20 protein-coding genes and 1 tRNA gene are annotated in these 18,945 nt (G+C 62.1%); 7 read left to right on the top strand and 14 right to left on the bottom strand.

Features of this window, described 5'->3' with window-relative positions; genetic code table 11:
• Positions 1–193: 193 nt before the first annotated feature.
• The 3 genes from A6U98_RS17105 to A6U98_RS17115 are packed head-to-tail and all read right to left on the bottom strand — an operon-like array spanning position 194 to position 2,323.
• Positions 194–592 (bottom strand): Fur family transcriptional regulator, encoded by a 399-nt coding sequence (locus tag A6U98_RS17105; protein ID WP_011652680.1) that lies wholly within the window; start codon positions 590–592, stop codon positions 194–196.
• Positions 589–1,404 (bottom strand): iron chelate uptake ABC transporter family permease subunit, encoded by an 816-nt coding sequence (locus A6U98_RS17110; RefSeq protein ID WP_064651681.1) that lies wholly within the window; start codon positions 1,402–1,404, stop codon positions 589–591. The genes A6U98_RS17105 and A6U98_RS17110 overlap by 4 nt, the downstream gene beginning before the upstream one ends.
• A complete protein-coding gene (locus A6U98_RS17115) occupies positions 1,397–2,323 on the bottom strand; it encodes a metal ABC transporter ATP-binding protein (RefSeq protein ID WP_064651683.1) in 927 nt (308 codons plus the stop codon). Before A6U98_RS17115 ends, A6U98_RS17110 begins: the two co-directional genes overlap by 8 nt.
• Before the next feature lie 102 nt (positions 2,324–2,425).
• Between A6U98_RS17115 and A6U98_RS17120 the strand changes: the two genes are divergently transcribed.
• From A6U98_RS17120 to A6U98_RS17130, 3 genes are all read left to right on the top strand, one after another.
• Positions 2,426–3,466, top strand: coding sequence for a zinc ABC transporter substrate-binding protein (locus tag A6U98_RS17120; RefSeq protein ID WP_064651685.1), 1,041 nt, complete (start codon positions 2,426–2,428; stop codon positions 3,464–3,466).
• Positions 3,467–3,612: 146 nt separating this feature from the next.
• Complete coding sequence (gene zigA / locus A6U98_RS17125) at positions 3,613–4,818, top strand: zinc metallochaperone GTPase ZigA (protein WP_064651687.1); 1,206 nt, start codon at positions 3,613–3,615, stop codon at positions 4,816–4,818.
• Positions 4,815–4,994: a hypothetical protein gene (locus A6U98_RS17130; RefSeq protein WP_064651689.1), complete on the top strand. Its 180-nt coding sequence runs from the start codon at positions 4,815–4,817 to the stop codon at positions 4,992–4,994. Before zigA ends, A6U98_RS17130 begins: the two co-directional genes overlap by 4 nt.
• Positions 4,995–5,146: 152 nt before the next feature.
• Here A6U98_RS17130 and A6U98_RS17135 read toward each other — a convergent pair whose 3' ends face one another.
• Complete coding sequence (locus tag A6U98_RS17135; RefSeq protein WP_025395191.1) at positions 5,147–5,473, bottom strand: RcnB family protein; 327 nt, start codon at positions 5,471–5,473, stop codon at positions 5,147–5,149.
• Positions 5,474–5,907: 434 nt separating this feature from the next.
• On the opposite strand from A6U98_RS17135, the gene A6U98_RS17140 reads away from it, so the two are divergent.
• Positions 5,908–6,291: a VOC family protein gene (locus A6U98_RS17140; protein WP_064651691.1), complete on the top strand. Its 384-nt coding sequence runs from the start codon at positions 5,908–5,910 to the stop codon at positions 6,289–6,291.
• 214 nt (positions 6,292–6,505) lie between these two features.
• Complete coding sequence (locus A6U98_RS17145; RefSeq protein WP_064651693.1) at positions 6,506–7,837, top strand: hemolysin family protein; 1,332 nt, start codon at positions 6,506–6,508, stop codon at positions 7,835–7,837.
• On the opposite strand, the gene chrA is transcribed toward A6U98_RS17145, so the two are convergent.
• Both chrA and A6U98_RS17155 read right to left on the bottom strand, forming a co-directional pair.
• Entirely contained in the window at positions 7,834–9,249 is a 1,416-nt protein-coding gene (chrA, locus tag A6U98_RS17150; RefSeq protein WP_064651695.1) for a chromate efflux transporter, read from the bottom strand. The genes A6U98_RS17145 and chrA overlap by 4 nt on opposite strands.
• Position 9,250: 1 nt before the next feature.
• Complete coding sequence (locus A6U98_RS17155; RefSeq protein ID WP_064651697.1) at positions 9,251–10,066, bottom strand: sulfurtransferase/chromate resistance protein; 816 nt, start codon at positions 10,064–10,066, stop codon at positions 9,251–9,253.
• Between the two features lie 346 nt (positions 10,067–10,412).
• Here A6U98_RS17155 and A6U98_RS17160 point away from each other — a divergent pair, with 346 nt between their 5' ends.
• Positions 10,413–10,727, top strand: coding sequence for a hypothetical protein (locus A6U98_RS17160; protein ID WP_017961164.1), 315 nt, complete (start codon positions 10,413–10,415; stop codon positions 10,725–10,727).
• A 241-nt stretch (positions 10,728–10,968) separates the two neighbouring features.
• Here the strand turns inward: A6U98_RS17160 and A6U98_RS17165 are convergent, their stop codons facing one another.
• From A6U98_RS17165 to A6U98_RS17190, 6 genes are all read right to left on the bottom strand, one after another.
• Entirely contained in the window at positions 10,969–11,271 is a 303-nt protein-coding gene (locus tag A6U98_RS17165; RefSeq protein ID WP_064651699.1) for a hypothetical protein, read from the bottom strand.
• 176 nt (positions 11,272–11,447) lie between these two features.
• Positions 11,448–11,744: a hypothetical protein gene (locus tag A6U98_RS17170; RefSeq protein WP_064651700.1), complete on the bottom strand. Its 297-nt coding sequence runs from the start codon at positions 11,742–11,744 to the stop codon at positions 11,448–11,450.
• A 144-nt stretch (positions 11,745–11,888) separates the two neighbouring features.
• Positions 11,889–11,964 (bottom strand) — tRNA-Lys (locus A6U98_RS17175).
• A gap of 216 nt (positions 11,965–12,180) precedes the next feature.
• Positions 12,181–13,092, bottom strand: a complete 912-nt coding sequence (locus A6U98_RS17180) for a PhzF family phenazine biosynthesis protein (protein ID WP_027683847.1) — start codon at positions 13,090–13,092, stop codon at positions 12,181–12,183.
• Positions 13,093–13,258: 166 nt separating this feature from the next.
• Positions 13,259–14,032 carry a hypothetical protein gene (locus A6U98_RS17185; RefSeq protein WP_064651701.1) on the bottom strand — a complete coding sequence of 258 codons (774 nt, stop codon included), beginning with the start codon at positions 14,030–14,032 and terminating at the stop codon, positions 13,259–13,261.
• Positions 14,029–15,138: an endonuclease/exonuclease/phosphatase family protein gene (locus tag A6U98_RS17190; protein WP_064651702.1), complete on the bottom strand. Its 1,110-nt coding sequence runs from the start codon at positions 15,136–15,138 to the stop codon at positions 14,029–14,031. The genes A6U98_RS17185 and A6U98_RS17190 overlap by 4 nt, the downstream gene beginning before the upstream one ends.
• Before the next feature lie 199 nt (positions 15,139–15,337).
• On the opposite strand from A6U98_RS17190, the gene A6U98_RS17195 reads away from it, so the two are divergent.
• A complete protein-coding gene (locus tag A6U98_RS17195) occupies positions 15,338–15,700 on the top strand; it encodes a DUF4189 domain-containing protein (RefSeq protein ID WP_064651703.1) in 363 nt (120 codons plus the stop codon).
• Positions 15,701–16,240: 540 nt separating this feature from the next.
• Here the strand turns inward: A6U98_RS17195 and A6U98_RS17200 are convergent.
• The gene (locus tag A6U98_RS17200; protein ID WP_064651704.1) at positions 16,241–17,260 is read right to left on the bottom strand and encodes an ABC transporter ATP-binding protein; all 1,020 of its coding nucleotides are present in this window, start codon (positions 17,258–17,260) and stop codon (positions 16,241–16,243) included.
• Positions 17,248–18,942 (bottom strand): iron ABC transporter permease, encoded by a 1,695-nt coding sequence (locus A6U98_RS17205; RefSeq protein WP_064651705.1) that lies wholly within the window; start codon positions 18,940–18,942, stop codon positions 17,248–17,250. Before A6U98_RS17205 ends, A6U98_RS17200 begins: the two co-directional genes overlap by 13 nt.
• Positions 18,943–18,945: the final 3 nt, after the last annotated feature.

Here is an 18,945-nt window from a genome sequence, read left to right on the forward strand (position 1 = left end):
CGAGAGTTTCAGTTCAAGAGAACTCAGCCTGCACGCCAGGCAAGGGCGGCAATGACGGTCCCGGCAAGGGCGGCTCTGGATCTAAGCCGGACGAACCCGATCGCTTTGTGATCGCGTCTAATACCGTCGGGACCCGGCGGGCTCTGCCATCGCAATAGTCCGCGAGGCGATCGTCTAGCGAACACGAGGAAGCTTACGCCGCGCAGGCCTCACACAATCCGCGGATCTCGATCGTCGTCTTTTCAGGCTTGAACTTCTGCCCGCGCACCCATTCCATCAGCCGGTGGTCGACCTCGTGGTCGTGGAACTCCGTCACCTGGCCGCAGCTTTCGCAGATGGCGAAGGCGACGATGCCGTGGCTGTGGCAGTCGTCGCCCGGATGGGCGCAGGCGACGAAGGAGTTGATGCTTTCGAGCCGGTGCACCACGCCATATTCGAGCAGCTTTTCCAGCGCGCGGTAGACCTGCAGCGGCGCGCGAAAACCGTGGTCGCGCAGCTTGTCGAGGATGGTATAGGCGCTGAGCGGCCCTTCGGCCTTTTCGAGCACGTCGAAGACCAGCGACTGGTTCTTGGTCAATTGCGGTGTCGTCATGAGCCTTGTCCTTGCATGATCGCGCGGTGGCGCCTGACGGGAAGCAGACTGAGAATGAAGAGGATCAGTGCCGCGACCACGATCGAAGGGCCGGAGGGCGTGTCGTAGGTGAGCGAGCCGAACAGACCGCCGACGACGGCCGCCGCCCCGATCAGCGAGGCGAGCACTGCCATGATCTCCGGCGTCGGCGAGAAGCGCCGCGCCGCAGCCGCCGGAATGATCAGCAGCGAGGTGATCAGCATGATGCCGACAATCTTCATGGCAATCGCAATGACGACGGCCATCAGCAGCATGAAGAACAGCCGCGCCCGCTCCGGCTTCAGCCCTTCGGCCTCGGCGAGCTCGGCATTGACGGTCGCAGCCAGGAGCGGCCGCCAGAGCCGGGCCATCGCCACGAGCACGAACAGGCCGCCGCCCCAGATCAGCGCGATGTCGGTGGTGGAAACGGCAAGGATATCGCCGAACAGGAAGGCGATGAGATCGATCCGCACCCAACTCATGAAGGCGACCATGACGAGGCCGATCGCCAGTGTCGCATGCGAGAGGATGCCGAGCAGCGCATCGGCCGACAGCGCCTGGCGCTTCTGCAGGAAGAGCAGCAGCACCGACACAAGGGCGGCGACGGCAAAGACAGCCAGTGTCAGATTGAGTTCGAAGAGCAGCGACAGTGCGACGCCGAGCAGCGCCGAATGGGCGATCGTATCGCCGAAATAGGCCATGCGCCGCCAGATGATGAAGCAGCCGAGCGGCCCCGTCGTCAGCGCCAGGCCGACGCCGGCAAGGATGGCGCGCACGAAAAAATCGTCAAGCATGGCGCTCTCCCGCTTCATGCGCGTGCGGATGGGCATGGTCTGGATGGGCATGGTCAGGATGATCGTGACCATGTTCGTGACCGGCATGCCCATGCTCATGCGCGTGATGGCCGTCGTCGGGGTGGCAATGATCGGTCACCGTGCCGTCGGCATGCTGCACGCGTCCATCAGGCAGATGCGTATGATCGTGGTGATGGCTGTAGACGGCCAGCGTCTGCGCCGCCCGGCTGCCGAACAGGCGCACATATTCCGGGCTGCGGCTGACGGATTCAGGTGTGCCGCGGCAGCAGACATGTCCGTTGAGGCAGATGACCGTGTCGGTTTCGGCCATGACGACATGCAGGTCGTGCGAGATCAGCAGGATGCCGCAGCCCGTCGCATTGCGGATCGACTTGATGAGGTCGTAGAGGGCGATCTCGCCGGAAAAATCGACCCCCTGCACCGGCTCGTCGAGGACCAGCAGATCGGGCTTGCGGGCAATCACCCGGGCCATCAGCGCCCGCTGGAATTCGCCGCCGGAGAGGTGCTGGACCTCGGCATCGAGCATATGGGCGATGCCGGCGGATTCGAGCGCCGAGAGCATATCACGCTCCGGAAGCGGTCCGGTCAGCGTCATAAGCCGGCGCACCGAAAGCGGCAGCGTCCAGTCGATCGTGAGCTTCTGCGGGACATAGCCGACCTTGAGGCCGGCTTTGCGCTCCACCCTGCCCTCGTCGGGCTTCAACACACCGATCGCCGCCTTGGCGCTGGTCGATTTGCCCGAGCCGTTCGGCCCGATCAGCGTAACGATCTCGCCGCGCGAGACGGAAAAATCGACACCGCGCACCAGCCAGCGGCCGTTGCGCAGAATGCCGACATCTTCAAGCGAAACCAGCGGTTCGGCCCTGATACCAGCGGGGGCCTTTGCGGGAGAGAGCATCAAATTTTCCGAAAGTGCTGTTGCGTCCTGCTATTGCACACGTTATAGCATAACGCAATTGATGTAATAACATAACAATTGCAATTCAAGCGGAGCATATTGATGAAACGCGCCTTGGGGCCCGCCCTCAAAATCTTGGCCCTCAGAATGCCGGCCCTCGCAATCCCGGTCCTGGCGATCCCCACCCTGCTCTTTTCCGGCACCATGCGGGCAGCCGATGCGCCCATCGTCGTCACCTCGATCAAGCCGATCCATTCGCTGGTTTCGGCGATCATGCAGGGTGTCGGCGAACCCGAATTGATCGTCGATGGCGCCGCCTCCCCGCATACCTACAATCTGAAGCCATCGAATGCCCGCGCCCTGCAGGACGCCAAGGTGATCTTCTGGGTCGGCCCCGGTCTCGAGGCCTTCCTCGAAAAGCCGTTGCAGGCGTTGGGCCGGGATGCCAGCATCGCGGCCCTCGACGATGCGCCCGGTCTCGTCAAGCTGCCCTTCCGCGAAGGCGGCGCCTTCGAGCCGCATGATGACGCCCCGGTGCACGAAAGTGCTTCCGGTCAGCACGACAGTGCTTCCGCCGCCCCGGAGCACGAACACGATCACGCCGAAGCTGACCACGACCACGGCGCCTTCGACACGCATCTCTGGCTCGACCCGATGAATGCCAAGGCCATGGCGGCAATGATCACCACGACGCTGGTTGCCGCCGACCCCGCCAATGCACTGACCTATCAGGGCAACGCCAAGGCGCTGGACGACAAGCTGGATGCGCTCGATACCGAGATCAAGGGCATGGTCGCTCCCGTCAAAGACAAGCCCTTCATCGTCTTCCACGACGCCTACCAGTATTTCGAGCACCGCTACGGCATCCGCGTCGCCGGCTCGATTACCGTCAGCCCGGAAACTATTCCCGGCGCCGAGCGCGTTTCGGAAATCCACCGCAAGGTCGGCGAACTCGGCGCAACTTGCGTCTTTGCCGAACCGCAATTCGAGCCGCGCCTCGTCAATGTGATCATCGAAGGCACGCGCGCCAAATCAGGCGTGCTCGATCCAGAAGCGGCAACACTGAAGGCCGGTCCCGATCTCTACTTCAACCTCATGCGCGGCATCGCCAACAGCATGAAGGACTGCCTCTCCAGCGCATGACACTCATGCGCCGCTCCGCGCGTCCTGCCGGACACGCGACGCTCCAGGAGAGCTGAGGCGGAAAAAGGCGGACAACCCCGTTCCGCCTTTTTTCGACACATCAAATGTAATGATATAACATTAAATACGAATCTGATGAGGTTCCCATGGACAACAGACTTCCCGTCACGGTGCTTTCAGGCTTCCTCGGCGCCGGCAAGACGACGCTGCTCAACCACGTGCTGACCAATCGCGAAGGTTTACGCGTCGCGGTTATCGTCAACGACATGAGCGAGGTGAATATCGATGCCGCCCTGGTGCGCGACGGCGGCGCCAATCTCTCCCGCACCGAGGAACAGCTCGTCGAGATGACCAATGGCTGCATCTGCTGCACGCTGCGCGACGATCTGCTGAAGGAGGTGCGCCAGCTCGCCGATCAGGGCCGCTTCGATTACCTCTTGATCGAATCGACCGGCATCGCCGAGCCCCTGCCCGTCGCCACCACCTTCGAATTTCGCGACGAGAATGGCCGAAGCCTTTCCGACGTCGCAAGGCTCGACACCATGGTGACCGTCGTCGACGCCGCCAATCTGCTTGCCGATTATGCCTCGGCCGATTTCCTCGCCGACCGCGGAGAAACGGCCGGCGACGGCGACAACAGAACCATCGTCGACCTGCTGGTCGAGCAGATCGAATTCGCCGACGTCGTGGTGCTGAACAAGATCGGCACGGCAACCAATGAAGAACGCGACGCCGCGCGCAAGATCATCACCGGCCTCAACCCGGATGCGAAGCTGATCGAGGCGGATTTCGGCAAGATCGCCCTGAAAGACGTGCTCGGCACCGGCCGCTTCGATATCGACAAGGCCGAGACCCATCCGCTCTGGTACAAGGAATTGCACGGTTTCCGCGATCACGTGCCGGAGACCGAGGAATATGGCATTCGCTCCTTCGTCTATCGCGAGAAGCGGCCCTTCCATCCGGCAAAGCTGCAGGCCTTCCTCGATCGGACATGGCCAGGCGTAGTGCGCGCCAAGGGCTTCTTCTGGCTGGCGACGCGCCCGCACCATGTCGGCGAGATCAGCCAGGCGGGCGCGATCGTGCGCACCGGTAAGATGGGTCTCTGGTGGGCGGCCGTACCCCGCGAACAATGGCCTGAGGAACCGGCCTTCATGCGCGCCATCGGCCCTTACCTCGACCCCGTCTGGGGCGACCGCCGCCAGGAAATCGTCTTCATCGGCGCCGATCCGATGGACGAAGCCTGGATCAGGAAGGAACTGGACGCCTGTCTTATCAGGACAGACGCCTTCGCGCCCGAGCGTTGGCGCCACCTGCCTGATCCTTTCGCCAACTGGAACAGGCAGGCGGCATGAAGGCGAAGGCAATCAAACGCTATCTCTGCGTCTGTACCGAATGCGAACCGCTGCCGCCGATCGAAGGGCTTCATCCGCTGACGCACGAGGAGGATACCGACGCTGAAATCGGAAGACCAAGAGGTTTTCTCGACATCATTGCTGAACGGGTCATGCCTTCACGCAGGCAATCCTAAAGCAGGTCATAACCGCCGCCGGCCCTTCCTCCTCCCTTTCATTCCTATGCTCGTCACAGGAATGAAGGAGGAGGAAGGGTGCGAAACGGCTACACGCCCTCCCAGAGTCAAAAAGGGCGGCCGAAGCCGCCCTTTCCCGATCTATCGACCGATCAGCGTCCGGCAATAATGCTGGAGATGATGCCGCTGGTGACGCCGATCAGCAGGTAGTCATTGTCGGCCCGCACCCAGCGATAACCGCGCGGCGGAGGCGCCAGCCGGTAGCGGCGGTAGTCGTTGACATTGGAGAACCGGCGACGTTCGCTGGCATTGACGCGGTATCCCTTCTTCCAATGCGACCGGACGACCGTCTTCTTGACGACCACCTTCTTCTGCACGACGACCGGCGGACGGCGATGATCGTCGGCGCTGGCCTGGGAAACAACCATCGGAGAAAGAAGGAAGGAGGCGGAAAGAAGAGCTGCAAAAATCTTTTTCATGTGGGGGTCCTCATGTTGGGCACGTGACCAAACTAGGGCCGAAAAGATGAACCGAAACTGAAATAAAAATTAAACTTTCGTAATGGAATCCAATAGCTACGGCTCGAAGCTTGTACTTTAGATTAAACTTATACTCAGCGCTCGAGGTTTTGGCGCCACCGGTTGGCTTCGTCTTCTGAAGCCCTTCGGCCTCTGCTGCTCATCGCCTGGAAGGCGCCGCCGTGGAGGGTTGTCCTGCTGCTGGCGGCAGGCGGCATCCTCTCTATTCGATCTAGTCTCGCCCAAAGGTGCTCAGCGCGCCAAGAGATGCATAAAAATTTGAAACGGGCGCATAATCGAGTTTCGAAGCGACGCATCTCGGGAACAGGAGAATTCTACATGTCCCGTGAGGGGACGATCAGATCAAGACAACGACGACCACAATGGAGGAAAACATGCCCGGTATCAGCATGCGCTACATCGTCGACGACGTCGACGCCGCGGTGGAATTCTACACGAGACATCTCGGCTTCTCCGTCGCGCTTCGTCCCGCACCGAGTTTCGCCATCCTGACCAGGGACGGTTTTCGTCTGTTCGTCAGCGGCATGACGGGACCGGGCGGAGCAGCTCAAGCAATGCCCGACGGGCGAAAGCCGGAGCCCGGCGGATGGAATCGTATCCAGATCGAGGTCGGAGACTTGGAGGCGAAAGTCACCGCCCTGCGCCAAGCCGGTGCGCGCTTCCGCAACGAGATCGTGCAGGGCATCGGCGGCAAGCAGATCCTGGTCGATGATCCGGCCGGAAACCCGATCGAGCTCTTCGAAGCGCCCAAGAGGTGAATGGGGCGACGTCGGTCGTGCGGTTCACCACGCGTTTTACGCTTCGCATCGCGGTTTGCCACGCATTTTGCGGCCAGCATCGCAACCCGACGCAGTATTTCGATTACGGCAGCCCGGCTTCGGCATCTCTCGCCCCAGGACTAGCCGGAACGCCTTGCCACCGGTGTGCGAGCGTGTAGTTTCAGATTCCCATCAATTCGAAGGCAGGGAAAACATGTCCGATTCCGCCGGCGGGCTCTCCGACTATGTTGGGATACTAGCCGTGTTTCTTCTCGTCGCCGCCAATGGCTTCTTCGTTGCCGCCGAATTCGCCCTGGTGTCGGTCAGGCGTAGCCGCGTCGCCGAACTCGCTGCGGCAGGCCGCATGAACGCCTCGGCACTTCAGCGCGCCGTCGACAATCTCGACTCCAACCTTGCAGCCACCCAGCTCGGCATCACCATCTCGTCGCTCGCCCTCGGCTGGGTCGGCGAACCGGCGCTTGCCCACCTGATCGAGCCGCTGCTGTCCTGGCTGCCCGGGCAATGGGCGACGGCGGGCGCGCATACTGTTGCCGTCGTCATCGCCTTCATCATCATCACGGCCCTGCATATCGTGCTCGGCGAGCTCGCACCGAAGAGCCTGGCGCTTCAGCGCAGCGAGGCCACTTCGCTTGCCGTGGTGCGCCCGCTCGGTCTGTTCCTGGTGCTGTTCAAGCCGGCGATCTTTGTCCTGAACGGCATGGGCAACATGGTGCTGCGGGGCGTCGGTCTTCGCGCCGGAACCGGGGAATCGTCGTTCCATTCGCCGCAGGAGCTCAAGCTGCTGGTCGCCGAAAGCCAGGAGGCCGGCCTACTCAACCAGGTGCAGCAGCAGCTCGTCGAGCGGGTGTTCAACATCGGCGACAGGCCGATCTCCGACATCATGACCCCGCGTCTCGACATCGAATGGTTCGACGCCGATGACAGCGAGGCCGAGATCCTGAAGACCATCCGCGAATGCAGCCACGAACAACTGCTGGTCGCCCGCGGCTCGATCGACGAGCCGATCGGCATGGTGTTAAAGAAGGATCTTCTCGACCAGGTTCTCGACGGCGGCAAGGTCCGGCCGATGGAGGTGATCAAGCAGCCGCTGGTGCTGCATGAGGGCACCTCGGTCGTCCGCGTGCTCGACAGCTTCAAGGCCTCACCCGTTCGCCTCGCCATCGTCATCGACGAATATGGCAGCCTCGAAGGCATCGTCACCCAGACCGACCTGCTCGAAGCCATCGCCGGCGACCTGCCGGGATCCAACGAAGAGCCCGACATCGTCGTCAGGGAAGACGGGTCGCTCTTGATCGATGCGATGATGCCGGCCTTCGACGCCTTCGAACGGCTGGGCCTGCGCGATCGTCCGGATGCCGATTTCCATACGCTGGCGGGCTTCGCGCTGCATCAACTCCAGCACATCCCCGAAGCCGGCGAAACCTTCGTCTTCGATAACTGGCGCTTCGAAGTGCTCGACATGGACGGCATGCGTATCGACAAGATGCTCGCGACGCGCATTTCCACGGATGGGGCGGAGGCCTAGCCGACCGCCAGGGTCCAGAGCATTCCCGCGGCTGCGCAGGCTAGCAGCGTCGCGATCACGGAAGCCTTGAAGCGGAAGATCGCTATCGCCGCGGCGGCAGACAGCGCCATTGCCGCCGGCACGGCCGATTGCAGCACGGGAATATCGAGCCGCAAGCCGCCAAGGCGGACGGTCGCAACCTCGGCAAACAGCGTGTGCAGGGCAAACCAGATAGCAAGGTTGAGGATGACCCCGACTACCGCCGCCGTTATGGCCGACATCGCGCCGGCGAGCGCAATGTTGCCGCGCAGTTTTTCGATGAACGGCGCGCCGAGGAAGATCCACAGGAAACAGGGCACGAAGGTGACCCAGCTCGTCAGTATCGCAGCAAGGGTTGCAGCAAGCATCGGGTTCAGTGCTCCCGGATCCCGGTAGGCGCCCATGAAGCCGACGAACTGAACGACCATGATCAGCGGCCCCGGCGTCGTCTCGGCCATGCCGAGACCATCCAGCATCTCGCCGGGTTTCAGCCAGCCGAAATGCTGCACGGCCTCCTGCGCGACATAGGCAAGCACGGCATAGGCCCCGCCGAAGGTGACGACCGCCATCTTGCTGAAGAACAGGCCGATCTCGGTAAAGACATTGTCAGCACCGAAGGTTGCGTAAAGCGCCGCAAGTGGAGCGAGCCAAAGGGCGATCAGCACGGCCGAGATGCGCAGCGACCAGGCGAGATTCGGGCGCGCATGCGCCGGTATGCCTTCGCCGAGCGCCGACTCGGCATCCGACAGCACCGGGCCGCTCCCGGCCTTGTGGCCGCCGCCCGTCTGGAAGGCGGCAACCCCGAACCTGCCGCCGAGGAATCCCGCAATGCCGGCCGCGAGTACGATCAGCGGGAACGGTACATGGAGAAAGAAGATGGCGATGAAGGCCGCGGCCGCGATACCGACCATGACGCGATTCTTGAGCGCGCGGCCGCCGATGCGGATGACGGCCTGCGCGACGACGGCAAGCACCGCTGCCTTCAGCCCGAAGAACAGGCCGGCGACGATGCCGACATTGCCGTAAGCCGCGTAGATGTAGCTGAGACAGAGGATCGACAGGAAGCCCGGCAACACGAACAGCAGGCCGGCGACGAGACCGCCCACTGTCCGATGCATCAGCCAGCCGATATAGATGGCGAGCTGCTGCGCCTCGGGTCCGGGAAGCAGCATGCAATAGTTCAGCGCATGCAGAAAACGGTGCTCGCCGATCCAACGCTTCTCATCGACGATGATCCGGTGCATGACCGCGATCTGGCCGGCGGGCCCGCCAAAACTCAGGGCGGCAACACGCAGCCACACCCTGAAGGCTTCGCCAAACGAAACGCCGTGATGATGCCCCGCGTCTTCCTCCGCCATTTTGCTGCCGGACGCATTATCCGTCATCTCGACCATCTCATGCTCTCTTCTTCGGCACCGGCCAGTTGTGGGTTTCCTCAGTCGCATCGCGGCACCAGCGGAAGAAGGCGTCGTAGAGAAGCATCCCGGCTTCGAGCTGTTCCAGATCGTCGGAATACATCCTGGAGAGGCCGAGCGAGGCGGCCAGCAGGCCCGCCGCCTCGGGCGCGAGATCGAGTCTTGCGGTATCCGCCGCCCTGACGATCCGCGCCAGGCGCAGGAGCGGCTCCGATGCCAGCCCGAACTCCTCGACCATGACATCAAAGGTGCAGAGTTCGCCGCGATGGCTCCAGAACACGTCATCGATATCGAAGGGCACCGCCCCGAAGCGCTCGCCGACGGCCAAAACCTCGGGCGCCGGCACGAACAGGAACACGGCGCTCGGATCGACGAAGCGCCGGATCAGCCAGGGGCAGGCGATGCGGTCGATCTTCGGCCGCGCCCGCGTCACCCAGACGGTGCGTCCCTCCGCGTCGCGGCGCGGCAGCTTTTTCTCGGGCACAGCCAGTCCACCTGTGATCCAGCCTTCGAAGCCGCCTTCGAGGCTCTCGGCGTCGATCCCGGCATGGCGGAGATAGGCGGCGACGCCATGGCTGAGCTTGCTGCCCTTCTGGCAGACCACGACGACGGAATCGCCATCGACGCTGCCCGCCCAGGACCCGACCTCGGCATGGCCCCGGCGGATCGAGCCAGGCACCAAACGCGGATCGAGCGCGAAGTCCTCCTCGGTGCGAACGTCGATAATGCAAGGCGCACCGGGGGTTCCAATGAGGCGGTTGAGCTTGTCAGGGGAAATTTCGAGAAATGACGGCATGACGCGTCCCTCCGTTGATCGGTTTTACTGGACGCGATTCTTCAGCATGACGCCTCGTGGGGTGATCGCGACCCCATGCAGAAATCATTCGCAAACAGACCCTGTGGTGTCAAGCGCATTGCGCCATGGCGGCTTGCTGTCCGATCAGCCGACAGCTCTACCATCGGGTCTCTGCCGGTCGACCGCAAGCAGATGAGGAGTGAACGGCAAAGCCCGCGAATGCACGGAGCGCCAGTAAAGCGAGAATAGTGAGTACGAAAACCCAGTCAGCACAAGCGCTTCGGCCCAGAACGGAACAAAATGCCCACTTCTGCATTCTTCTGTCACCGAAAGAGGAGAAAGTACCATGACGTACGACCCCAATAATGCCAACGACCCGAACCGCCCGCTGAACCCAAATCTGGATCTGCGCACCACGCCGAGCGCGCGCAGCAGTAATACGTGGGTCGTCTGGGTCGCTGCATTGGCCGTGATCGCTGTCGCTGCATTCGCCTATTCGCAGTGGAGCACCCCCGGCACATCCCCGGACACGACAGCCTCCACAACCCAATCAGAGCCGGCGCCGGCCAAGCCGATCGCTCCGACTGACAACAGTGCAACGCCGGCACCGGCACCGGCACCAGCACCGGCCACTCCGCCGGCTGCCCCTGCACAGCAGTAATCGCTGCTCGGTCAGAAGAAGCCGGCCCTGTGCCGGCTTCCTTTCTGCTGCGAGCTCTTGAAGATTTTTTAAGCAAACCCTATTTAAGGGATACTAAATCTGTCTCTGACGGCTGACCACGGAGGTACTGGCAGCCGTTATCGAGACTGATCGAGGAAGGTCGGTGCGAGTTTCGCCCGGCCTTTTTTCTTGACCTCGTCATCCATGCCGAACAGGCTGCTGGCAACGCCTGGATCGGGTATTATTTGGGAATCCTGTTATAGAAGGACTGCGGATCGTACACGCACTCGTAGTCGAGGAGGCAAAGCTTGCCATTGGCATCCCTCACCCTTGCGGTGTCGTACTTGTCGCCGAGATTGCACCTGGCCGGCGGATAACGGAAGCTGCGGCCACCAAAGCCCATCCGCACAAAAACCGCCTTGTCCTTGCGGATGATCTGCGCAAGCTCTTCGCAACTGTGGTCCCTGGCATTGATCTCTACCGCCTCGACGGCAAGAGCCACGGACGGAAACAACAGTGCGACGGCCAGAACAACGCTTTTCATGGAAACTCCTGAATGTGAGAGAGCGAAGTTAGGGCATAGCACCCCATGCCGCCAGTCCGGAAACCCTCCGAACTGTACGCCTGAGCGCCGCCGCATGCACTTCCCGCTCGCTCCCTGTCTCAACCGGAAGCGCTTAGAACGCCGTGCGTCCTTTCGAACGCACAAAACACGATGCGCTAGGGAAAATTATAAGGCGACGCAGGGTCAAAGACGCAGGCATAATCGAGAATGCACTGCTTTCCCTCGGCATCGCGCAAACTGGTCGTGGTGCGCTTATCCCCCATGCTGCATTGGGCGGGCGGATAACGGAAACTGCGGCCGCCGAAACCGACGCGGACAAAGACCTTTTTGTTCTGGCGGATGATCTGCGTAAGCTCGCTGCAGCTATGCTCGCTCGCTTTGACGTTCATGACGCCTGCGCCAAAGGCCGGTAACGGCAGAGACAAGGCAACGATTAGAATGACGCCTCTCATGGGACCCTCCCAGTGTGTGTGAGGGAAACTAGAGCGCGCAGATCACTGCGGCCAACCCTTTGGGCAAGGCTAGCGATGCCGCCTGCTTCCAGCAGGCCGGAAAATCCGGCCTGTATTCGAATACATCAATCTTTTCAAGAGATTTGGTGGGTGATGTAGGGCTCGAACCTACGACCCGCTGATTAAGAGTCAGCTGCTCTACCAACTGAGCTAATCACCCGTTCGCGCTTGGCTGCGCGGTGTGACGGGGCGTATAAACAGGATCGGCAGGCTTGTCCAGCGCATAGGCGAAATTTCTTTGGTTAATCGCGAAGATTTTTCGGCATGGCTGAAATGCAGCACATAACCCCGAAAATCGGAATCGATTTTCGCGAAGGATTATGCGCCAATTCAAAGTGATAGCGCGTCCTGTCGGACGCGCGGCGGTCTGGTGAAATCAAAGGTCGAGCGTGCCGCTGGCCAGCCGCACTGCCTGGCCGCCGATCCGCGCGTTGGAGATCGCCCCGCCTTCGACATCGATATGCAGGTGGATAAAGGATGGGCGGCCCATCTCGACGCCCTGCTCTATCATGATCGGGTGATGCCCGTCTGTCAGCCGGTCGAAATGGTGGATCGCGCCGGAGAGTGCGGCCGCCGCCGAGCCGGTGGCCGGATCTTCGACGATGCCCATGCCGCTTGCGAACATGCGCGCATGGAACTTTGCCACGTGGTTGACGCCGCCGCGGCAATAGACATAAGCCGAGGCAAGCGCGCCATCGACGAAGGGCACGATCTTTTCCCAGAGCTGCGGATCGAATTCCACCCGCTGCGTGGCTCCGACATCGTGCACCGGAATGAGCAGGAAGGGAACGCCGGCGCTCCAGACCGACGGGACGTGATTTTCGAAACCGATCTCGGTCACCTTCAGCGATAGCGCATCGGCGATGCCGAGCTTGTCGAGCGGCATGATGGCCGGCTGCGATTTGCGCGGCAGGTCGAATTCGGCAAAGCTCGCCTCGCCCTCTCTCAGCCGCACCGCGCAACGCACCGGCCCGACATTTTCCTCGAGCACCGTGACGAGATCGCGTGTCGCAGCACCGTGCGCTCGTTCGGCCAGCGCCACCGCCGTGCCGACCGTGGGATGGCCGGCAAACGGCAGCTCGCGCCCGGGCGTGAATATCCTCAGACGCGCCGCATAGGCGGGGTTGGTCGAAGGCTGCACGAAGACCGTCTCCGAGAGATTGATCTCCCGGGTGATCGCCTGCATTGCCTCGTCGCTGAGATTGTCTCCGTCGAAGATCACTGCCAGCGGGTTGCCCGCAAGCTTTCGATCGGTGAACACGTCATAGACGCTGTAGCTTCGCGCCACATCGGCCTCCTTGAATCGTCATCGCGGCCGCCAACCTGCCCGACCGGGCGAGCGAGTGCAAGGCGCTAAAACGCATCACGTCAACCGGATTCACATGACGCGCTTTCGATCTTTACGTGATGCATGTCGTTATCCCAAAACGCTACAGGGTTTTAGGCGGTATAGATCAACGCCGGTCGGCCTTGCCGAAATACCAGTCGATCACAGGCAGCATGGCGTTATTATAGGGGTGCGCCGAGTGATCGGCCGAGCGGATTCCCGCCGCACCCGCGATCTCCTGGTCCTCGGCGACGAGCATATGCCGCTCGATCCGCTCGATCATCTCGTCCGCCGTCATGTCGAAGCGGAAGAGCCGCAGCAGTGTCACCGTGCGCTTGTTATGGGTGGCGAACAGCCCCTCGCCCGCGACGGATTCGGCAAGATCGAGCCCGGTCTCCTCATGGACCTCGCGGCGCATGTTCGCCTCGATGTCGCAACGCCCGTCGACGATATCCTCCGGCTCCAGCGAGCCGGCAGCAAAATAGACCTGGCCGGGATTGGCGGTATGGGCGCCCATGCGGATCGCCACCAGTGCGCCGTCGGAGGTCTCGAGCACCGGATAAGCGAAGATGTGAATGCCGCCCTGGCGCTGCGGCTGCCGGCGCCACCACATGAAAGCGGAAAAGGGAATGACGTGGCCCTCGCCGGCAATCCCGTCTTCACCGAGCGATACCAATCGCTGGAATACCATGCGCCCGTCGAACAGCGCCGGATTGGCAGCAGTCTCCCTGCCCCAGTTCTCCCGGATCGCCGCTTCCTCGGCGGCGACCAAAGGATGAGGACCGGGCAGAATGCGCAGATCCACGCCGGCAATCGGGAAGACCGTCGCCTCCGGCGGCCAGCCGGCAAAATCATCGGAAAAATTGATGTTGGTGAAATTCGCGTTCAAATTTGCATTCATGGGAGATCCAGTGTCATGACGACGGGGCAGTGATCGGACGCCTTCGGCCTGTCCCAGCCGGTGCGCGGATAACGCTCCACCTCCTGCCCCGGCGGGAAGATGGTGCGGTAGGGCTGGCCGCTGCGGATGATTTCGGGCAGGCGGCCGGCATTATGGGCGGCAAGTGCTGGCGAAAGCCAGAGATAGTCGAGTTGGCAAAGCCACTGCTCCTGTGGCCCGCGGGCGTGATAGAGCGTCCAGCGGTCGAGGGGCTCACGGCGGCGCACGACATTTTCGGCAAAGCCGTCGCTACTGAAAACGTCGAGCGCGCTTTCGGCCTCGTTCTGATGTTCGAAGCGATAGCCGGTGCCCCGGCGGCCGATGACATCGACACGCTCCTGATAATCGTTCATGTCTCCGCAGATGGCGAAGCTCTTCGTGCCGGCTTGATCCGCACCGAAGCGATCCTCGATGATGCGGCGCACGGCGCGCGCCTCGGCGCGGCGGATCGGCATGGTCGATTGCCGCCCGTCCAGTCCGTCGCGCGGATTGCCCATCGACTTGAAATGCACGACGTAGAGCGAAAACGGCCGGCCGCCGATCAGAAGGTCGAGCTCCAGGCAGTCGCGCTTGAAGATCTTGTCGTCGATGCGGTTGGTGAGTGCCAGCTCCTCATTGAAGAGATCGAGATCGCGATAGGTCGTCATCGCATGGCTTCTGATATCCCGGAGTTCGATCTTCTGGCCGTCGCGCGTTTCCTCGCGCATCAGGACGGCAACATCAATGCCGCGGCTGTCATTGCCCTCGACCAGATATTTCTGGCGGTAGCCATTTCCGACCATGCGGAACAGATAGCCGTATTCGAAGGCCTGAAGGGCAGCCATGTTGTCGATTTCCTGCAGGCAGAGGATATCAGCGTCCGCGTCGGCGATCGCAAGGGCCGACATCTGCCGCGTGTCGTCGGTCGCAGCGATCACCCGCGCCTGCTCGAGCTGCTGGTACACACCCTCGCTCGACACTTGGAAAAGCTTGATGACGCGGTCCTGGCGCAGCTGGTTTCGGAAGCCGGTGAAATCGAAACGGGTGAGAAGATTTTCGACATTGAAGGTGGCGAGGCGAAGCGACATGGGAAGGATCCGGTTGCGGGCAGTACCTTATCCGGCAATAGCCGCGGGAAAAGATGGCAGGGCCGAGAAATATGCGAATAATCACTCCTCTTGGAGTCCCAGAGACGATTGCTTGTGACTTGGGCCGCAGACATTCCGCCGCAAGCCTCGGATAGTTCTCCGCAGAGGACAATCGTCGTTCCGGCGCGGGGGGCATTTCATGAAGCGGATTCTTGCATCGTTTGCGGTTCTGACGTCCCTCGCCGGCGTGCCCCTTGCCGACACCCACGGCGCCATCGCTTACTCGCCGTCGACCAGCGCCATCGGCTGGTCCTATGCTCATGCCAACCGCGGCGACGCCGAAACCGTTGCCCGGCGCAATTGCGACAGCAGCGCCAACGATTGTCGAATCGCTATCTGGTTCCGCAATGGCTGCGGCGCGGTAGCCGTCGGTCATCGCGGCGGCTGGGGCTCCGGCTGGGGTTATGATGGCCGCCAGGCCCAGCGCCAGGCAATCCGCAGCTGCAGAAAGCAAACCGGCAGCTGCCGTGTCATCCGCTGGCAGTGTTCGGAGAACGAATAAGCCGGCCAAGCCAAAGCAACGGCTATCCGAGCCACAAGGCAAGGCACGCCGGCGAACAGGTCGCCTCGACGCGTTTTTCAGCGGCGCTTAGATCCCGCCGGGCGGGCTTGAGGTGGCGCCATCGTGAGGTTGGCTGTGCCCGCCATCAGAACTGCTCGACGAGCTCCCGTTGCTCGAACTGCCATGTAATTCACTTGGCCTAAAGGTTCGGGTTTTCCATTCGTCGCCCCGTTTCTGCCGCTCTAAAGATGGGCAGCCCTGAAGAACGCTCCCGGCAGTTAAAAGAACTGCTGAAAGGACGAAAACGGATCGGATACGCCTTACTTGGATTGGCATGCGAGTATGGTCCCTCAATAAATGATTGTCGCGCGGGCTTTATTTGACCCATAGCGCTCGTCGTAATTTAACCGGTTGCTTCCATCACGGATTACCAGACCGGGGATATTCAACTTTTTGGCGATTCGAAAGAAGGCACCGACGACTTTCAACCTCATATCGTCGGGCTTCAACTGGTGTCACCGTGGAAGTCTAGCGCCTTCCTCAAAGCCGCCACGCGGTGCGGATGACAACACGAACCGCCTCGCCCGGCACGACAGCCACGCGGCTGAAGGCGCGCAGCGTTTGACTGTTGCCGAGCGTGAGTTTCACAGCATAACGCTCGCCCTCGAAAAGCACGGATTCGACGGTCGCGCGCGCGCCCTCGCCGCCGATGATCACATCTTCCGGCCGCACGAGAATATCGGCGCCATCGGTGTTGGCCGCCTGCAGCGTGTCCTCAAGCTCGTCCCATTCCAGATGGCGCTCGATGCCCATCACCGGCAGCGTCAGGATCGCGCCCCGCCCGATCAGGCCGCCGACGATGCGCCCTTCAGGCCGCGCATAGATCTCGGCGGGCGGCGCCACCTGCAGCAGCCGACCCTCCGACATGACGGCGACGTCGGTCGCAAGCGCCATCGCCTCGCTCTGGTCGTGGGTGACGTAGATCATCGTCGCGCCCGAGCGCTGGTGGAACTCGCGAAAAGTCTCCTCCATCTCCTGTTTCAAGTGCCGGTCGAGATTGGCAAGGGGCTCATCGAGCAGCACCACGTCAGGCGATGTCACCAGGCAGCGGGCGAGCGCCACACGCTGGCGTTGGCCGCCGGAGAGATCGGCCGGGCGCCGTTCGGCGTAGTCGGCGAGCCGGACGGTGCCGAGCGCGTCGCGCACTTTCGCCCGGTAGGCCTCGCCCGAGATGCCGCGCACTTTGAGAGGATATCCGACATTGTCGGCAACACTCATATGCGGCCACAGCGCGTAGGACTGAAAGACCATCGCCATGTTGCGCTTTTCCGGCGGCAGCGATTGCGCGGCATCGGCAAGCAATCTCTCGCCGAGATGGATCGAGCCGTCGCTCGGCGTCTCGAAACCGGCGATCATCCGCAGCACTGTCGTCTTGCCGCAACCGGAAGGCCCGAGCAACGCCAGGAAACCGCCCTCGCGTACATCGAGCGAAAAACCGCTGACGGCGGCGCGCCCGGTGCCGAAATCCTTGCCGAGCTGGTTGAGGATCAGCCTCGCCATGGGACCACTCCTTTCGGCAGTCGTTTTGCCAGAAGTTCGAGCAGTAGCATCAGCACGACGACCATAAGGACGACGAGCACCGAGAGCGCCGAAGCAAGGTCCGAGCTGCCGCTGTCATCGAGATTGTAGATGGCGACGCCGAGCGTCTGGGTGCCGGCAGACCAGAGCAGCGCCGAGATCGTCAGCTCGTTGCAGGCGATCAGGAAGACCAGGATGACCGAGGCGCCGGCGGCCGGCGCAATCAGCGGCACGATGATATCGGCAAGCCGGCGGAAGAAGCCGGCCCCGGAAAGCCGCGCCGCCTCTTCCAGCGCTGGATCGAGCTGGTGAAAGGCGCTGACCACGGGTTTCAGGCTGACGGCGAAGAACGAGGAGAAATAGGCGATCAGGATTATCCAGATCGTGCCGTAGAGCGAGACGTGGAGGATGGGGATCGGTGCAGCGAACACCAGGATGAAGCAGACCGCCATGACTATGCCGGGCAGCGAATAGGGTATCTCGATCAGACTGGAAACGATGCGGGAAGCTGCATCCTTGCGCCGCGTCAATGTGTAGGCCGCAAGCACTGTCACCACGAGGAGACCAAGCGCAGTCGCGGCGGCAAGCGACAGTGAATTGATAAAGGCGGTGCGCGTTACCGCCTGCCGGAATAGGATCTCCTCGAAGGCATGCAGCGACATGGTCTTGAAGGTGAGCGGCACGCCATATGCCGGCACCAGCGCGCCGGCGACAAGCGCGAAGAAGGGTGCGGCCAGCATGAAGAACAGGATCGTCCAGACGAGTGGTGTGAAGAAGAGGCGCCAGCCGCCGAGCTCGAAGGCCGCGCTCGCGCCAGATAGCCCGATGACGCGGTAGTCGCGACCGCGCAGCGCCCGGTCCTGGATCATTAGGCCGGCGACCGAGATGATGGCGATGATCGCCGAGAGCACGGCGACGTCGCCGAAGGTGCGGCTGGTGAAAGCGGAAAACTTCGTGAAGATCAACGTCGGCAGCGTGTAGATCGAGGCCGGAATGCCGAGAATGGCGGGAATGCCGAAATTGCCGGTGCAGGAGACGAAGGAGATTGCCGCACCCGCGATGATGCCGGGCAGCGAGAGCGGCAGGATGATGTCACGGAATACCCGCAAGCTGGAGGCGCCGGAAAGCCGTGCTGCCTCGACGCCGTCGCGCGGCAGCGTCATCAGCCCGGCCCGAAGCGCCAGATAGACCAGCGGCGCATGCTGCACGCCATAGAGCAGCGCGATGCCACCCACCGAATAGAGCGGCTGCGGCGAGCCGAGCGGCGGGGCGATATGCAGCGCCTTCAACAGCGGACTGGAGGGGCCTGACATCTGCACCCAGGCCAGCGCCGTCACCTGCGGTGGGATCATCATCGGCAGCACGAAGAAGAAGCTGAGCAGCCCCTTGGCGCGGATATCGGTCAGCGTCAGCAAGAAGGCAAAGAGACAGCCGATGACGAGCGAGATGATCGTGCCCAGAATGGCGGTGACAACAGTGTAATAGGTCGCCGACCAGAGCGAGGCTTCGCCGAGAACCGTCATCACCCCGCCATCGGCGAAGGCCGCTATCCCGACCATGGCGAGGCGGGCGAGCGGCAGCACGCTGAGGATCAGGACGATGATGACGACAAAAGGAAACAGCCAGGCGGGCTGGCTGTTTCCGGTTTTGATGTATCCGTGCATGAA

This window comes from Rhizobium sp. WYCCWR10014 (assembly GCF_001657485.1).
GTDB lineage: Bacteria > Pseudomonadota > Alphaproteobacteria > Rhizobiales > Rhizobiaceae > Rhizobium.

Bases quoted from the DNA above. Each gene is read 5' to 3' on its own strand.
- A6U98_RS17105 (WP_011652680.1), bottom strand. From the start codon at position 592: ATGACGACACCGCAATTGACCAAGAACCAGTCGCTGGTCTTCGACGTG.
- A6U98_RS17115 (WP_064651683.1), bottom strand. From the start codon at position 2,323: ATGCTCTCTCCCGCAAAGGCCCCCGCTGGTATCAGGGCCGAACCGCTG.
- A6U98_RS17170 (WP_064651700.1), bottom strand. From the start codon at position 11,744: ATGAGAGGCGTCATTCTAATCGTTGCCTTGTCTCTGCCGTTACCGGCC.
- zigA (WP_064651687.1), top strand. From the start codon at position 3,613: ATGGACAACAGACTTCCCGTCACGGTGCTTTCAGGCTTCCTCGGCGCC.
- A6U98_RS17110 (WP_064651681.1), bottom strand. From the start codon at position 1,404: ATGCTTGACGATTTTTTCGTGCGCGCCATCCTTGCCGGCGTCGGCCTG.
- chrA (WP_064651695.1), bottom strand. From the start codon at position 9,249: ATGGTCGAGATGACGGATAATGCGTCCGGCAGCAAAATGGCGGAGGAA.
- A6U98_RS17200 (WP_064651704.1), bottom strand. From the start codon at position 17,260: ATGGCGAGGCTGATCCTCAACCAGCTCGGCAAGGATTTCGGCACCGGG.
- A6U98_RS17130 (WP_064651689.1), top strand. From the start codon at position 4,815: ATGAAGGCGAAGGCAATCAAACGCTATCTCTGCGTCTGTACCGAATGC.
- A6U98_RS17120 (WP_064651685.1), top strand. From the start codon at position 2,426: ATGAAACGCGCCTTGGGGCCCGCCCTCAAAATCTTGGCCCTCAGAATG.
- A6U98_RS17145 (WP_064651693.1), top strand. From the start codon at position 6,506: ATGTCCGATTCCGCCGGCGGGCTCTCCGACTATGTTGGGATACTAGCC.
- A6U98_RS17160 (WP_017961164.1), top strand. From the start codon at position 10,413: ATGACGTACGACCCCAATAATGCCAACGACCCGAACCGCCCGCTGAAC.
- A6U98_RS17190 (WP_064651702.1), bottom strand. From the start codon at position 15,138: ATGTCGCTTCGCCTCGCCACCTTCAATGTCGAAAATCTTCTCACCCGT.
- A6U98_RS17185 (WP_064651701.1), bottom strand. From the start codon at position 14,032: ATGAATGCAAATTTGAACGCGAATTTCACCAACATCAATTTTTCCGAT.
- A6U98_RS17165 (WP_064651699.1), bottom strand. From the start codon at position 11,271: ATGAAAAGCGTTGTTCTGGCCGTCGCACTGTTGTTTCCGTCCGTGGCT.
- A6U98_RS17205 (WP_064651705.1), bottom strand. From the start codon at position 18,942: ATGCACGGATACATCAAAACCGGAAACAGCCAGCCCGCCTGGCTGTTT.
- A6U98_RS17195 (WP_064651703.1), top strand. From the start codon at position 15,338: ATGAAGCGGATTCTTGCATCGTTTGCGGTTCTGACGTCCCTCGCCGGC.
- A6U98_RS17140 (WP_064651691.1), top strand. From the start codon at position 5,908: ATGCCCGGTATCAGCATGCGCTACATCGTCGACGACGTCGACGCCGCG.
- A6U98_RS17135 (WP_025395191.1), bottom strand. From the start codon at position 5,473: ATGAAAAAGATTTTTGCAGCTCTTCTTTCCGCCTCCTTCCTTCTTTCT.
- A6U98_RS17155 (WP_064651697.1), bottom strand. From the start codon at position 10,066: ATGCCGTCATTTCTCGAAATTTCCCCTGACAAGCTCAACCGCCTCATT.